Source organism: Micromonospora sp. ATLC20, assembly GCF_057196585.1.
In genome coordinates, this window is sequence record NZ_JBXUOV010000147.1 from 1 (window position 1) to 14,283 (window position 14,283).

16 protein-coding genes are annotated in these 14,283 nt (G+C 73.0%); 2 read left to right on the forward strand and 14 right to left on the reverse strand.

The genetic code is table 11. The annotated features are described in order from the left end of the window. Window positions 1-95: 95 nt before the first annotated feature. From AC2CHG_RS23985 to AC2CHG_RS24050, 14 genes are all read right to left on the reverse strand, one after another. Complete coding sequence (locus tag AC2CHG_RS23985; protein ID WP_262014142.1) at window positions 96-509, reverse strand: DUF5130 domain-containing protein; 414 nt, start codon at window positions 507-509, stop codon at window positions 96-98. Beyond that, the gene (ctaJ, locus tag AC2CHG_RS23990) at window positions 496-804 is read right to left on the reverse strand and encodes an aa3-type cytochrome oxidase subunit CtaJ (protein ID WP_013288054.1); all 309 of its coding nucleotides are present in this window, start codon (window positions 802-804) and stop codon (window positions 496-498) included. The genes AC2CHG_RS23985 and ctaJ overlap by 14 nt, the downstream gene beginning before the upstream one ends. Before the next feature lie 46 nt (window positions 805-850). Beyond that, window positions 851-2,323 (reverse strand): amidase, encoded by a 1,473-nt coding sequence (locus AC2CHG_RS23995; RefSeq protein ID WP_484525627.1) that lies wholly within the window; start codon window positions 2,321-2,323, stop codon window positions 851-853. Between the two features lie 117 nt (window positions 2,324-2,440). Then, window positions 2,441-3,439, reverse strand: a complete 999-nt coding sequence (locus AC2CHG_RS24000; protein ID WP_484525628.1) for an amidohydrolase family protein — start codon at window positions 3,437-3,439, stop codon at window positions 2,441-2,443. Window positions 3,440-3,442: 3 nt separating this feature from the next. Next, the gene (locus AC2CHG_RS24005) at window positions 3,443-3,967 is read right to left on the reverse strand and encodes a 3-hydroxyanthranilate 3,4-dioxygenase (protein WP_269704516.1); all 525 of its coding nucleotides are present in this window, start codon (window positions 3,965-3,967) and stop codon (window positions 3,443-3,445) included. Beyond that, entirely contained in the window at window positions 3,960-4,385 is a 426-nt protein-coding gene (locus tag AC2CHG_RS24010) for a RidA family protein (RefSeq protein WP_194803402.1), read from the reverse strand. Before AC2CHG_RS24010 ends, AC2CHG_RS24005 begins: the two co-directional genes overlap by 8 nt. After that, complete coding sequence (locus AC2CHG_RS24015) at window positions 4,382-5,155, reverse strand: 2-keto-4-pentenoate hydratase (RefSeq protein ID WP_484525629.1); 774 nt, start codon at window positions 5,153-5,155, stop codon at window positions 4,382-4,384. The genes AC2CHG_RS24010 and AC2CHG_RS24015 overlap by 4 nt, the downstream gene beginning before the upstream one ends. Then, entirely contained in the window at window positions 5,152-6,207 is a 1,056-nt protein-coding gene (gene dmpG / locus AC2CHG_RS24020) for a 4-hydroxy-2-oxovalerate aldolase (protein WP_484525630.1), read from the reverse strand. Before dmpG ends, AC2CHG_RS24015 begins: the two co-directional genes overlap by 4 nt. Then, complete coding sequence (locus tag AC2CHG_RS24025; RefSeq protein WP_484525631.1) at window positions 6,204-7,139, reverse strand: acetaldehyde dehydrogenase (acetylating); 936 nt, start codon at window positions 7,137-7,139, stop codon at window positions 6,204-6,206. The genes dmpG and AC2CHG_RS24025 overlap by 4 nt, the downstream gene beginning before the upstream one ends. After that, window positions 7,136-7,933 carry a 2-keto-4-pentenoate hydratase gene (locus tag AC2CHG_RS24030; RefSeq protein WP_484525632.1) on the reverse strand — a complete coding sequence of 266 codons (798 nt, stop codon included), beginning with the start codon at window positions 7,931-7,933 and terminating at the stop codon, window positions 7,136-7,138. The genes AC2CHG_RS24025 and AC2CHG_RS24030 overlap by 4 nt, the downstream gene beginning before the upstream one ends. A 53-nt stretch (window positions 7,934-7,986) precedes the next feature. Continuing rightward, the gene (locus tag AC2CHG_RS24035; RefSeq protein WP_484525634.1) at window positions 7,987-9,468 is read right to left on the reverse strand and encodes a 2-hydroxymuconic semialdehyde dehydrogenase; all 1,482 of its coding nucleotides are present in this window, start codon (window positions 9,466-9,468) and stop codon (window positions 7,987-7,989) included. Between the two features lie 20 nt (window positions 9,469-9,488). Further along, the gene (locus AC2CHG_RS24040; protein ID WP_484525635.1) at window positions 9,489-10,820 is read right to left on the reverse strand and encodes an FAD-dependent oxidoreductase; all 1,332 of its coding nucleotides are present in this window, start codon (window positions 10,818-10,820) and stop codon (window positions 9,489-9,491) included. Window positions 10,821-10,822: 2 nt separating this feature from the next. Continuing rightward, window positions 10,823-12,103 (reverse strand): kynureninase, encoded by a 1,281-nt coding sequence (gene kynU, locus AC2CHG_RS24045; RefSeq protein ID WP_484525633.1) that lies wholly within the window; start codon window positions 12,101-12,103, stop codon window positions 10,823-10,825. A 14-nt stretch (window positions 12,104-12,117) separates the two neighbouring features. Further along, a complete protein-coding gene (locus AC2CHG_RS24050; RefSeq protein ID WP_013288067.1) occupies window positions 12,118-13,002 on the reverse strand; it encodes a tryptophan 2,3-dioxygenase in 885 nt (294 codons plus the stop codon). Window positions 13,003-13,144: 142 nt separating this feature from the next. Between AC2CHG_RS24050 and AC2CHG_RS24055 the strand changes: the two genes are divergently transcribed. Continuing rightward, on the forward strand, window positions 13,145-13,585 hold the full coding sequence (locus tag AC2CHG_RS24055) for an Lrp/AsnC family transcriptional regulator (RefSeq protein WP_013288068.1): 441 nt from the start codon (window positions 13,145-13,147) through the stop codon (window positions 13,583-13,585). Between the two features lie 78 nt (window positions 13,586-13,663). Then, the gene (locus tag AC2CHG_RS24060) at window positions 13,664-14,173 is read left to right on the forward strand and encodes a hypothetical protein (RefSeq protein ID WP_135241659.1); all 510 of its coding nucleotides are present in this window, start codon (window positions 13,664-13,666) and stop codon (window positions 14,171-14,173) included. Window positions 14,174-14,283 lie beyond the last annotated feature (110 nt).

Consider the following 14,283-nt stretch of genomic DNA (forward strand, 5'->3'; position numbering starts at 1 on the left):
GGCCCCGGCCGCTGTCGTGGGGCCCGCCCCGCTGACACGAGAAAGCCCGGCCCGCGTATACGCGGGCCGGGCTTCGTCGTGTGTGCGGGCGGGGATCAGCCCTTGCCGGCGTGGCTGGCGAGCTGGTCGAGGCCCTGGATGATGCCGCCGGCCAGGTCGCCGCCGCCGAAGGAGGCCACCATGGAGAGCGCGGCCAGCTTGGCGTACGTGTCCGGGATGCGCTTGCGCGCGTACTTGCCGGTGACGATCTCCAGCTGCCGCTGGTTGGGCGACACCGCGATCAGCACCGAGCGGTCCGGTTCGGCGAGCTGGCGGTGCAGCCGCTCGGCGTGCTCCCGGATCGGCTCGTCGAGGCCGCCGACGTAGACCGAGAAGACCAGACCGGTGCCCTGGTCGGCGAGGCGCAGCGCCTCGTCGATGCGGAGCAGCTGACGGGTCGAGAACGGTCCGTCCAGCACGTCGGGCGGGGTGCCCGTCCCCGTCGTGGGCCGCGCTTCACCAACGGTCACTTGCGCCTCCGGTTCCACCGGCCGGCGCCTCCCGGCCGGCCTGCTCCTGCTTGCGGCTGGTCAACGCCGGCGCCTGCGCCCCGGCGGCCAGCGCCGTGCCGGCCGAGTCGGCCAGCTGCTCCGGACGGCCCAGGAACCAGACCGGAGTGAAGTCGAAGGGCCGGCCCGGCCGGTAGCGCTTGGCGCCGCCACCGTTGCCGCGGCTGCCGACGGCCGCCAGGGCGGCGATCAGCAGCACCGCGGCGGCCGGGATGCCGACGAAGACCACCAACGTCTCGGTAACAGACAATCCCAACGCCCCCAGGCGGAAAGAGAGACCAGGAATGGTGCGGGTCGGCCGGTCAGGACCGGTCGCGCCCCACGTCACTTGTGATGTTCACGTTAGCGGAGTCGGCGGCCCGCCAGATTGCGGGGTGCTGATCCCATCCGTCACTCCGGTGCTCCAGTTGCGCGGCAGTGGCGAGCAGTGTCGCGTCGTCGCCGTACCGGCCGGTGAGGAGCACCCCGACCGGAAGCCCGTCGGCGGTCCGTCCGAGAGGTAACGAAACGGACGGATCGCCCGTGACGTTGAAGACCGCGCAGTACGGCGAGAAGCGCCGCTGCCGGTCGAAGTCCGCTGCCGGTTCGAGGGCGGCGAACGCGCCCACCGGCGCCTGCGGGGCCGCGAGCGTCGGGCAGAGCAGCAGGTCACACCCGGCGGTACGGCGTACGCCACGGCGTACCTGCGCCTGGAGTTCGCCGAGCGCGGCCATCAGCCGGGCCGCGCCGAGCGCCTCGCCGCGCTCGCGCAGGTACCGGGTCAGCGGCAGCAGGTCGCCCTCCCGCCCGGCCGGGACGGGGGTGACCGCCAGCGCGTACCAGACGGTCTCGAACAGCGGCCACGCCTCGGGGCCGAGCGGCGCGGGGACGTCGACCACCTCGTGGCCGGCGTCGGTGAGCAGCGCGGCGGCCCGGTCGACGGCGGCCACGCAGTCCGGGTGGACCGGTTCGTCGGCGAGCATCGGCGTGGTGAAGCGGCCGACGCGCAGCCGACCGGGGCCGGCGACGCGGGCGGCGCGGGTGACGCCGAGGAAGCCGCCGGCGGGCGCGGCCGGCGGCAGATACGGCTCGCCGGGCACCGGGCGGGCGAGCACGTCGAGCAGCGCGGCCACGTCGGCGACGGTGCGGCCGATCGGCCCGTTCACCGGCAGGCCGAAGCCGCCGAAGCCGAGCGGCCCGCCGGAGACCACGCCCCGGCTGGGCTTGTAGCCGACCAGCCCGCAGAGCGCGGCCGGGATGCGCAGCGAGCCGCCACCGTCGGTGCCCTGCGCCACCGGCACCAGCCCGGCGGCGACCGCGGCGGCCGCGCCGCCGCTGGACCCGCCCGCGGTGTACGCGAGGTCCCACGGGTTGCGGGCCGGCGGCGCCACCAGTCCCTCCGAGTAGAGCGAGCAGCCCAGTTCGGAGGTGGTGGTCTTGCCGAGGCTGACCAGGCCGGCGTCGGTCAGGAGGCGGACCACGTCGGCGTCGACCGGCGGGACGAAGTCGGCGAAGGCGGCGGAGCCGAAGGTGGTGCGGACCCCGGCGGTGAGCGTGAGGTCCTTGATCGCGGTCGGCACGCCGTGCAGCGGGCTGCGTTCCTCGGCCGCGACCGCGTCGGCGGCGCGGGCGGCGGCCCGGGCCTGTTCGGCGGTGACGGTGACGAACGCGCCGACGGTGTCGCCGAGTGCCTCGACCCGGCGCAGGTGGTGCTCGACCAGTTCCAGGCTGGACAGCTCGCCCCGGCGGATCGCGGCGGCCTGTTCCAGCGCGGTCAGGTCGTGCGGCTCGGCCATGCCGTCCATCCTGCCGGTCCGGCCGCCGGGAGGCCCGGCGACACGTCCGGCCGGTCCTGAGCAGCGCCGGGTGCGTCCGTCGACTCTAGGGCGACGACGGACGCACCCGCGCCGGCTTCAGCGGCGGCCGAGGAACCGCAGCGCGTTGCCGCCGAGCAGCGCGTCCCGCTGCGCGTCGGTGAGGAAGTCCGCCCGGTGCACCACGTCGCCGACCGGCCGCTCCCCCAGCGGGTACGGGTAGTCGCTGCCGAGCAGCACCCGCTCGGCGCCCATGGTGTCCACGAGCAGCCGCAGCGCCGCCGGTTCGAAGACCACCGAGTCGACGTGGAACCTGTCGACGTACGAGCTGGGCGGTGCGCTCGACGCGCCGCGTACCAGGTCGCCCCGGCGGTGCCAGGCGTTGTCGGCGCGGCCCAGCCAGAACGGGAAGCTGCCGCCGCCGTGCGCGAAGCAGATCCGCAGCGTGTCCGGCACCCGGTCGAACACGCCGCCGAGGATCAACGCGAGCACCGACAGGTGCGTCTCGGCCGGCATCCCGGTCAGCCAGCGGGCCATCCACCGGTCCAGCCGGGGGCCGTCGGGCATGTCCCACGGGTGCACGAACACCGGCGCGCCGACCTCGGCGCAGTGGGTCAGGAACTGCACGATGCCCTCGTCGTCCAGGTCCCGGTCACCGACGTGGTTGCCGATCTCCACCCCGGCGTGCCCGGCCGACAGGCAGCGGTCCAGCTCGGCGCAGGCCGCGTCCGGGTCCTGCAACGGCACCTGGCAGAACGGCACCAGCCGGCCGCCACCGCCGGCGGTGACCTCCAGCGTGAGGTCGTTGAAGATCCGGGCCACCTTGGCCGCCTGGTCGGCCGGGCGGTCGTAGCTGAAGAACACCGGCGTCGGCGAGACGACCTGCACGTCCACGCCGTCGGCGTCCATGTCGGCCAGCCGGGCCGGCGCGTCCCAGCACTGCGCGCCGACCGGGCGGAACTCCGTCTCCCCCACCATGATCATGGCGGCGCGCTCGGAGTCCACCCGCAGCCAGGGCCAGCCGGACCCGCCGCACGCCGCGGCGAGGTCCGGCCACCCCTTCGGTACGACGTGCGTGTGCACGTCCACGACCGGCACGCGTCAGCCCTTGCCCGGGTGCAGCGCGCCGCAGTTGTCGCAGGTGCGGGCCTTCTCGTCGGCGTAGAACGCGGCGAAGACCGGGGGCAGGTCGGCGGCGATGTCGCGAACCTGCAACTCGACCTCGTGCACCTTGTGGTCGCACTCGGCGCAGTACCACTGGAACTTCTCCAGCGTGCCCTCCTCGCGGACCCGCTCGATCACCATGCCGATCGAGCCGGCCTCCGGGCGCTGCGGCGAATGCGGGGTGTTGCGCGGCAGCATCCACATCTGCCCCTCGCGCACGTGCACCGTACGCGGGCCCTCGGGCAGCATCAGGTTGATGTGCATGTTGCCCTTGACCTGGTAGAAGAACTCCTCGTACGGGTCGACGTGGAAGTCCGTGCGCTGGTTCGGGCCGCCCACCACCATGACGATGAAGTCGTCGCTGCCGGGCAGCATCTCCTTGTTGCCCACCGGGGGCTTGAGCAGGTGCTGGTTCTCGCCGATCCAGCCGGAGAAGCTGAACGGCTCGGCGATCTCACTCATGGGAACCTCCCGACGGAAGTAGGGCGACGGCCTGCATCTCGATCAGCAGATGCGGGTGCGGAAGCTGGTGCACGGCGACTGTGGTCCGGGTCGGCCCGGTGGCGTCGAAGAACTCCGCCCACACCTCGTTGTAGCCGCCGAAGTCGTTCATGTTGACCAGGTAGCTGGTGACCTGCACCAGATCGCTCAGGTCGGCGCCGACCGAGCGGAGCAGGTCGCGGATGTTCTCGATCACGGCCCGGGTCTGCTCGCGGATGTCCAGGTCGGTGGTGCCGAACTCGTCCACCGACACCCCGGCGAACGTGTTGTCCGGCCGGCGCGACGACGTACCGGAGACGTAGACGAACCCTCCGGCCACCTTGACGTGCGGGAACGCACCCCGCGGCACGGCCTTGCCGGCCACCACGCGGGCGGTCATGGGAGGGCCTTCAGGGAGGCGGAACCCAGCTTCTCCACAGTGGCGCGGACGTGCGCGCCGGGGCGCAACGGCACCGCGGCGGTGGCCGCGCCGGCCAGGAACATCCAGCCCTTGCGCAGCCGTACGCCGTGCCGGCCGGCCAGCCGCAGGCCCTCGTCCAGCGCGCGGCGCGGGTCGCCGAGGATGGCGGCGGTCGAGCCGACCTGCGCCACCCGCCCGTCGATCTCCAGCAGCACGCCGAGGTTGTCCAGCCCGTCCGGCACCGGCGACCACGGCCCGACCACGAACGCGGCGGCCGAGGTGTTGTCGGCGATCACGTCCGGCAGCGAGAAGGTGAAGTTCGCGTACCGGGAGTCGATCAGCTCGATCGCCGGGGCGACCGCGCGTACCGCACGGGTGAACGAGCCGACCGGTTCGCCCGGGTCGGGCAGCCGGTCCAGCAGGAACGCCACCTCCGGCTCGACCCGGGGGTGGATGAAGTCGCCCACGTCGACGCCGCCGCCGTCCGGTACCCGCATCACGTCGGTCAGCCGGCCCCAGATCACCTCGTCCACGCCGACCTGCGCCATCTTGGCCTTGCTGGTGAGCCCCATCTTGAGGCCGACCAGCCGCTCACCCCGGTCGAGGCGGCGCTGCACCAGCGCGGTCTGCACCGCGTACGCGGCGTCGACGTCGAGGCCGGTCTCGGCGGCGAGCTGCGGGATCGCGGTGGCGTCGTCGGCCGCCGCGCCCAGCTTCTCCGCGATGCCGGCGATGTCCGGCCCGATCATGAGTTCCCCCTACCCGCCAGGTCCAGTGCCACGTCCACGATCATGTCCTCCTGGCCGCCGACCATCCGGCGGCGGCCCAGCTCGACCAGGATCGAGCGGACGTCCACGCCGTACTTGGCCGAGGCCCGCTCGGCGTGCCGCAGGAAACTGGAGTAGACGCCCGCGTACCCCAGGGAGAGCGTCTCCCGGTCCACCTGGACCGGCCGGTCCTGCAACGGGCGGACCAGGTCGTCGGCGGCGTCCATCAGCGCGAACACGTCGCAGCCGTGCTTCCAGCCGTGCAGCTCGGCGACCGCGACGAAGACCTCCAGCGGCGCGTTGCCCGCGCCGGCGCCCATGCCGGCGAGCGACGCGTCCACCCGGACGGTCCGCCCGGACGGCGAGCCGAGCGGGCCGTCGCCGAGGATCCGGCCGTGCTCGACCGCGAGCACGCTGTTCGCCACACCCAGCGACAGGTTGTGGTGCGCGTGGATGCCGATCTGCGTCTCCGGTTCCAGCACCTGCCGGTACGCGTCGACGCGCTGCGCCACGTCCGACATCAGCAGCCGCCCGCCCGAGTCGGTGACGTAGACGCAGTGCGCGCCGTACGACTCCATCAGCTTGGCCTGCGCGGCCAGCCCGGCCGGGTCGTTGAGGTGCGACATCATCAGGAACCCGGAGACGTCCATGTCGTTCTCCCGGGCCCACGCGATGTGCTGGGCGGAGATGTCCGCCTCGGTGCAGTGCGTGGCGATCCGGACGCTTGTCACGCCGAGCGCCTTCGCCGCCTTCAGGTCGGCGATGGTGCCGATGCCCGGCAGCAGCAGCGTGGTGAGCCGCGCGGTGGTCAGCACCTCGGCGGCGGCGGCGATCCAGTCCGCGTCGGCGGCGGCGCCGTGCCCGTAGTTGACGCTGGAACCGGCCAGGCCGTCGCCGTGCGCCACCTCGACCGCCGCCACACCTGCGGCGTCGAGCGCGGCGGCGATCGTACGCACCTGGTCGACCGTGTAGCGGTGGGCGATGGCGTGCATGCCGTCGCGCAGCGTCACGTCCTGGATGTAGAGGTCGGTCATCGGGGTGCCCCCTCCGGCGAACGCAGCGCCACCAGCCGCTCCGCGGTACGCAGCGCGGCCGACGTCATGATGTCCAGGTTCCCGGCGTACGCGGGCAGGTAGTGCCCGGCGCCGGAGACCTCCAGGAACACCGACACCTGGAGGCCGGTGAAGTGCCGGCCGAGCACCGGCGCGTACGTGTCCACGGCGTCGAACTGCACGTCCTGCTTGAGCCGATAGCCGGGCACGTACTCCTGCACGGTCTTCACCATGTCGGCCACCGAGCCGGCGATCTTCACCCGGTCGGCGTCGGCGTCCGGGCACAGGCAGTACACCGTGTCGCGCATGAGCAGCGGCGGGTCGGCCGGGTTCAGCACGATGATGGCCTTGCCGCGCTCGGCGCCGCCGACCACCTCGATGGCGCGGGCGGTGGTCTCGGTGAACTCGTCGATGTTGGCCCGGGTGCCGGGCCCGGCCGACTTCGAGGCGATCGAGGCGACGATCTCGCCGTACGCGACGGGGGTGACCCGGCCGACCGCGTGCACGATCGGCACCGTGGCCTGCCCGCCGCAGGTCACCATGTTGACGTTCGGCTCGCCCAGGTGCTCGTCGAGGTTCACCGGCGGCACCACGTACGGGCCGATCGCCGCGGGTGTCAGGTCGACGACGGTGCGGCCGTGTGCCCGCAGCACCTCGTCGTGACGCTTGTGCGCGCCGGCCGAGGTGGCGTCGAAGACGAGCTGGACGTCCGCGAACTCGGGCAGCGCCACGAGGCCGTCGACGCCCTCGGCGGTGGTGGTCACGCCGAGCCGGCGGGCCCGGGCGAGACCGTCCGAGGCCGGGTCGATGCCGGCCATCGCCACCATGCGCAGGCTCTCACTCAGCCGCAGCACCTTGATCATCAGATCGGTGCCGATGTTGCCCGACCCGAGCACCGCCACTCCGACAGTCATGACGTTCCCTCCCGCGAGAAACAGGTACGCACCGAGCCGAGCCCGGAGATGCGCGCCTCGTACGCGGCGCCGGGCGTGACCGGCACCATCGGCCCGAGCGCGCCGGAGAGCACCACGTCACCGGCCTTGAGCGGGTCGCCCGCCCGGGCCATGGTCGCGGCCAGCCACTGCAACGCGTGCAGCGGATTGCCGAGGCAGGCCGCGCCCGCGCCGACCGAGACCGGCTCACCGGCGTGCTCCAGCACCATGCCGCACAGCCGCAGGTCGACGTCCGCGAGCCGCCGGGGCGCGGTGCCGAGCACGAACAGCCCGCTGGAGGCGTTGTCCGCCACCGTGTCCACGATGGAGATGTCCCAGTCCGCGATCCGCGAGTCGACGACCTCGATGGCCGGCAGCACGTGGTCCACCGCCCGGATCAGGTCGACAGTGGTGACCCGCTCGTCCGGCAGGTCCGCACCGAGCACGAAGGCGATCTCCGCCTCCACCCGCGGCTGGAGCAGCCGGTCGATCGGCACCTCGACGCCGTCACCGACGGCCATGTCGTCGAAGAGCACCCCGAAGTCGGGCTGGAAGACGCCGAAGCTCTCCTGCACGGTCCGCGACGTCAGGCCGATCTTCGCGCCGACGCGACGGTGTCCCTTGCCCAGCCGTTGCCGGGTGTAGACCTGCTGCACCTGGTACGCGGCCTCGATGTCGCCCTCGGGCAGCAGCCGGCCGCGCAGCGGCGGGCAGGGCTTCCCGTCCTGCCGGGCCACGGCGAGTTCCCGGTTGGCGGCCTCGATGTCCACGGTCATGGCGGCTCCTCGCTTACGTCGCTGGGGATTCCGGCCATTCTGCCCGCGCGCGCTCATGTGAGGTCCACGCAGACGTTGGTGAGCTCGGAGTAGAAGTCGAGCGAGTGCACGCCGCCCTCGCGGCCCACACCCGACGCCTTCACCCCGCCGAACGGGGTGCGCAGGTCGCGCAGGAACCAGGTGTTGACCCAGACGATGCCGGCGTCGAGCCGGGCGCCGGCCCGGTGCGCCCGGCCCACGTCTCGCGTCCACACCGTCGCCGCGAGGCCGTAGGCGGTGCCGTTGGCAAGCGCGAACGCCTGGTCCTCGTCGTCGAACGGCGCGACGTGCACCACCGGGCCGAAGATCTCCTCCTGGTTGGTGCGGGCGTCCGGGCCGAGTCCGGTGAGCACCGTCGGCTGCACGTACGCCCCGCCGTCGCGGGCGTCGCCGAAGCGCGGCGTGCCGCCACCGGCACGCACCTCGGCGCCCTCGGTACGGGCCAGCGCGTAGTGGCCGAGCACCTTGTCCCGGTGGCCGTGCGAGATGAGCGGCATGTTCGCCGTCGCCTCGTCGTCCGGCCAGCCGTACGCCAGCTCGTCGGCGCGCTTGGCCAGCCGCGCGGTGAACTCCTCGAACACCGGCCGCTGCACGTAGATGCGCTCGGTGCACAGGCACACCTGGCCGCCGTTGGTGAAGCTGGACCGCACCGAACCGGCGACCGCCGCGTCCAGGTCGGCGTCGGCGAACACCAGGCCGGCGTTCTTGCCGCCCAGTTCGAAGCTGACCGCCTTCACCCCGTCGGCGGCGGCGCGCATGATCGCGCTACCGGTCGCCGACTCGCCGGTGAACGTGATCGCGTCCACGCCCGGGTGGCGGGTCAGGTGCTCGCCGGCCGAGCCGGGGCCGAAGCCGTGCACCAGGTTGAACACGCCGTCGGGCACGCCCGCCGCGGCCATCACCTCGGCCAGCAGCGTGGCCGACGCGGGGGTCTCCTCGCTGGGCTTGACCACCACGGCGTTGCCGCAGGCCAGGGCCGGGGCGACCTTCCAGGTGAGCAGCAGCAGCGGCAGGTTCCACGGCACGATCACCGCGACCACGCCGACCGGCTTGCGGACCGCGTAGTTCAGCGCCCGGCCCCCGGCCGGGGTGACTGTGGTGAACGACTCGGTGGGCGCGGTCGCCACGATCTCGGCGAACGCCCGGAAGTTCGCCGCGCCGCGCGGGATGTCCAGCGTCCGGGCCTGCGAGATGGCCTTGCCGGTGTCCGCGACCTCGGCGGAGACCAGGTCGTCGAAGCGCCGCTCCAGCTCGTCGGCGACCCGGCGCAGCACCTCGGCGCGTTCCCGCTCCCCCATCCGGCCCCACGGGCCGCGCAGCGCCGCCCGGGCCGCCGCTACCGCGTCGTCCACAGTCGACCGCGACGCCTCGACCACCTCGAACACCGGCTCGCCGGTGACCGGGCTGCGCTTGGTGAACCGGGAACCGGCATCGACGAACTCGCCGCCGACGAAGTTGCGCAGCAGGCCGGGGCCGTGCGGCGCGTGGCCGGTCATCAGCCGGGGATCCCAGAGCGTCATCGCCGCCTCCCCAGCGCCGCGCGGACCCCACCGGCCAGCAGCGCGACCGCGCCGGCCGCTACCGCGCCGACCACCGCGTACTGCGCGCGCACCCGGCGGCGCACCTGCGCGTACGGGGTGGTGGAGAAGGAGACCAGCTCGTACTGGGAGACGTAGCGGCCGGGCAGCGCGCGTTCCAGCGCGTGCTCGACCTGCTTGCGGGTGCGGAACACCGGCGAGGCGACCTTGTCCCGCATCTCCACGAAGTTCGCCAGCGCCATCCGGGCGATCGCCTCGGCGTTGTCCTGGCGGCGGTGCTGGAACAGCGGCAGCGCGGCGGCCCACTCGTCGTCGCACTCGTCGAGGCAGCGGTCCAGCTCGACCACGTCCTCGAACGCGCAGTTCGCGCCCTGGCCGTAGAACGGCACGATGGCGTGCGCGGCGTCGCCGATCAGGCCGACCTTGCCGGCTACCTGCCACGGCGTGCAGCGCACCGTGCCGAGCACACCCACCGGGTTGTGCTGGTAGTCGTCGACCAGGTTCGGCGCGAGCGGGACCAGGTCCGGGTAGTGCGTGGCGAAGAACTGCTCGATCGCCGCCGGGCTGCTGAGCGACGCGAAGCTGCGGGTGCCGTGGGTGGGCCAGAACAGCGTGCAGGTGAAGGAGCGGTCCGGGTTCGGCAACGCGATCATCATCGAGGTGCCGCGCGGCCAGATGTGCAGCGCGCCCGGGTCGAGCGCGAACTCCCCGCCCAGCGGCGGGATGGTCAGCTCCTTGTAGCCGTAGTCGAGGAAGTCCAGGCTCTCGGTCAGGCCCCCGTACGCGAGCAGTTGCCCGCGCACCGCAGAGCCGGCGCCGTCGGCGCCGAGGATGACCGAGGCGGTGGCGGTGACCTTGCCCTGCGGCGTCTCGAACGTCATCTCGCCGCCGAGCGGGTCGAGCCCGACCAGCCGGTGGTCGAACGCGACGCGCACGTTCGGCAGCGCGGCGGCGGCGTCGAGCAGCGCGTTGTTCAGCGCGCCCCGGCTGATCGAGTTGATCGCCCGGTCCCCGGAGCCGCTGTAGGACTGGAACTCCGGCTCGCCCTCGACCGGGTGGATCATGCGGCCGCGCATCGGCAGCGCGTCCGCCATCACCTCGTCCTCCAGGCCGATGCGGCGCAGCGCGTCCAGGCCGCGCTCGGACAGCGCCAGGTTGATCGACCGGCCCCGCTCGACGGTGCCGGTACGCGGGTCGGGCCGCCGCTCGTAGAGGGCCACCGGGTAGCCGCGCCGGGCCAGGTAGCAGGCCAGCAGACAGCCGGCCAGCCCGGCGCCGACCACAGCGATCTCGTCGCGCTCACTCGTCAGGCTCACGAGGTCTCCTTGTCGAACGTCGCGGCCAGCGCCTCGGCGACCCGCCAGCAGTCGTGGTACGTCGAGTACAGCGGCACCGGCGCGAACCGGACGATGTCCGGCTCCCGGGCGTCGGCGACCACGCCGTGCTCGTGCCGCAGCCGCTTGGTCAGCTCGTTGGCGCTACCGACCCCGATCCGCACCGAGAGCTGGCAGCCGCGGCGGGCCGGGTCGCGCGGGGTGACCACGGTGAGCGGACGGCCCGGCGTCACCTCGTCGAGCAGTTGCTCCAGCCAGGCGGTGAGCCGCAGGCTGCGCTCGCGCAGCGCCGGCATGCCGACGGAGTCGAACAGCTCCAGCGAGGTACGCACCGGGCCCATCGCGAAGATCGGCGGGTTGGAGATCTGCCACGCCTCCACGGTGGCCGGCGGCCGGGACACCGGAGTCATCTCGAACCGGGTGGCCGCCTCGGTGCTCCACCAGCCCTCGAACCGCTGGATCGACGGGTCGCCGAGGTGCCGCTCGTGGACGAAGACACCGCCCAGCGCGCCGGGGCCGGAGTTGAGGTACTTGTACGAGCACCAGGCGGCGAAGTCCACGTCCCAGTCGTGCAGCGCGAGCGGCACGTTGCCGGCGGCGTGCGCCAGGTCCCAGCCGACGACGGCACCCGCGGTGCGGCCGGCGGCGGTGATGGCCGGGATGTCCATCAGCTCGCCCGTCAGGTAGTTCACGCCGCCGAGCATCAGCAGCGCCACCGTGTGGCCCTCGCGGGCGAGGAAGTCCAGCACGTCCTCGGTGCCGAGCGTGTCCGAGCCGGGACGCGGCTTGAGGCGTACCACAGTGGTGTCCGGGTCCAGGCCGTGGAAGCGGGCCTGGCTGCGCACGGCGTAGCTGTCCGAGGGGAACGCGCTGTCCTCGATGACGATGCGGGTGCGCTCGCCGGCCGGCCGGTAGAAGCTGACCATCAGCAGGTGCAGGTTCACCGTGAGGGAGTTCATCACCACGGTCTCCGCGGGCAGCGCGCCGACCAGGCGGGCGGCCGGCGCGGTCAGCAGCTCGTGGTACGGCAGCCAGGGCCGCTCCGACTCCAGATGCCCCTCGACGCCCAGGCGCTGCCAGGCGTCCAGGTCGGCGAGGAGCTCGTCCCGGGTGGCCCGCGGCTGGAGGCCGAGCGAGTTGCCCGCCAGGTACGCCGTGTCGGGGTAGCGCCCGCCGTCGGCGGGTGGGATGTGGAACAGGTGCCGGTGGCCGGGGTCGGCGGCGTCGCGGCGGAGGGCTTCGTTCTCGGGGGTGTGCATGCTGTTCTCTCTCGTCACATCGCGGTGCGGGCCGACCACAGCTCCGGGAAGACCACCCGGGCCATGCTGCGCTGCAACCATGCCAGTCCGGCGGAACCGCCGCTGCCGACCTTGGCGCCCATCGTGCGCTGGACGGCCTTGACGTGATTCCAGCGCCAGTCGCCGAACTCCTCGGCGATCTCGGTCAGCGCGTCGCCGAGCAGGCGGAGGTGGTTGTCCGGCCCGTTGTCGCCGTAGATCCGGACCCAGGCCGCCTCGATCGCCGGGTGTCCCTCATGCTCGGCGTTCACGTCCCGCGACAGCAGCTCGGCCGGCACGTCGAAGCCCTTGCGGGCGAGCAGCGCCACCACCTCGTCCCAGAGGCTCGGCGTGGCCAGCGCGGCGGTCAGCTCGTCGTACACCTCGGTCTGCCGGCGGAACGGACGGATCAGCGCCCGGTCGCGCAGGCCGAGCAGGAACTCCAGCTGCCGGTACATGGCGGACTGGAAGCCGGAGCCCTCGCCGAGCCGGTCGCGGAAGCGGTTGAAGTCGGCCGGGCTCATCCAGCGCAGGCCGTGCCACGCGGCGTTGAGGCCCTCCAGGTGCAGGGCGGCGCGGCGCAGCGGGGGCAGCGCCTCCCAGATCCGGTCCTCGCGCAGCTCGCGCTTGGCGTGCCGCAGCTCGTGGCAGGTCAGGCCGAAGTACAGCTCCATGATCTGGCTGACCATCAGGAAGGACATCTCGCCCGGGTCGTCGCTGAGCGGCTCCTGGAGCCGGTGCAGCGTGCTGGCCCGCACGTACGCGTCGTACGGCACGCGGTCGGCGAACTCCAGCGTCGGCTCGCCGCCGTTGCGCGCCGCCCGAGCCGCCCGTTCCTGGGGGGTTACCGGGCGCACCGCCGTCGTCTGTTCCACAGTCATTCTCCGTCCGTGCGCGGGGTAGACGTCATGATCCCGCTGGTGGGCGGCCGAATGGAATGCCTGTTCAACGGCGGTATGGTGGTCTCACTTCGCGAACCGAAACCATCTCGCGTCGCTGTCTTTACGGAAGGAAGGTCCGCGCGTGGACGACATGGACTGGGCGCTGCTGCGCGAGCTCCAGGCCGACGCCCGGCTGTCGTACAGCGAGTTGTCCCGCCGGGTCCACCTGTCGCCGCCCGCTGTGGCCGAGCGGGTCCGGCGGCTGGAGGAAGCCGGTGTGATCACCGGCTACCACGCCCACGTCGACCTCACCCGGGCCGGGCGGACGGTGCTCGCCCTGATCCGGATGTCCTGCTACGGCGCGCGCTGCATCCTCAACGACCCCGACGTCGCGGGCTGGCCGGAGATCATGGAGATCCACCGGATCACCGGTGACGCGTGCAGCATGCTCAAGGTCGCCGCCACCAACATGGGTGAGTTCGAGGAGGTCATCGACCGCCTCGCGCCGTACGGGCAGCCGTCCAGCACGATGGTGCTCTCCACCCCGCTGGCCTGGCACCCCGTGGTCAAGGCGCCCCGTTAGCTTCCCCCGCCCTCCGGGAAAGCAGGCGCCGCTGCCCGTCAGCGGTCCGGCGCACCGTCGCGCCGGGAGGGGGGAACCATGCGAGGGCTCCTGTCACATCGTGCGTTGTCGTCCCTGCTGGGCCTGTTCGGCCTGGTGGCGGCGTTCGTCCTGACCACCGCGCCGCCGGCCCGGGCCGGGGAGAGCGTGTTCATCGAGGTGACGCCGAACAGCGTCCAGGCCGGTTCCCGGGTCAACCTGCGGGCCGGCTGCGACAACAGCAACAACCGTCAGGCGCAGGTCACCTCGGACGCCTTCGGGCGGGTGACGCTGCGGCCGGACAACGGCTTCCTCACCGGCTCGGTCACCGTGCCCGGCAACAAGGCGCCCGGCGACTACCCGGTGAACCTGGACTGCTCCAACGGCAACACCGCCTCCACCATGCTCACCGTGCTCAACATGGCGCAGCCGAGCAAGGGACCGGCGACCGGCGGCGGTGGCACCGCGGGTAGCCGGGGCACCGGTTCGCTGCTGCTCGTCGGCGGTCTGGTCGCGGTGGCAGTGGTGGCCGGTGTGAGTGCCCGCCGTAAGACCGGCGGCCGTGCCTGACGAGAGGTGCCGCAATGGCCCGCTCATCGCGCCGCCGGGACCGTACCGGCCCGGCGGCGGACCGCAGACGCCGCGACGCCGCCCGTCCCGGCCGCCGGTCGCGACAGCGC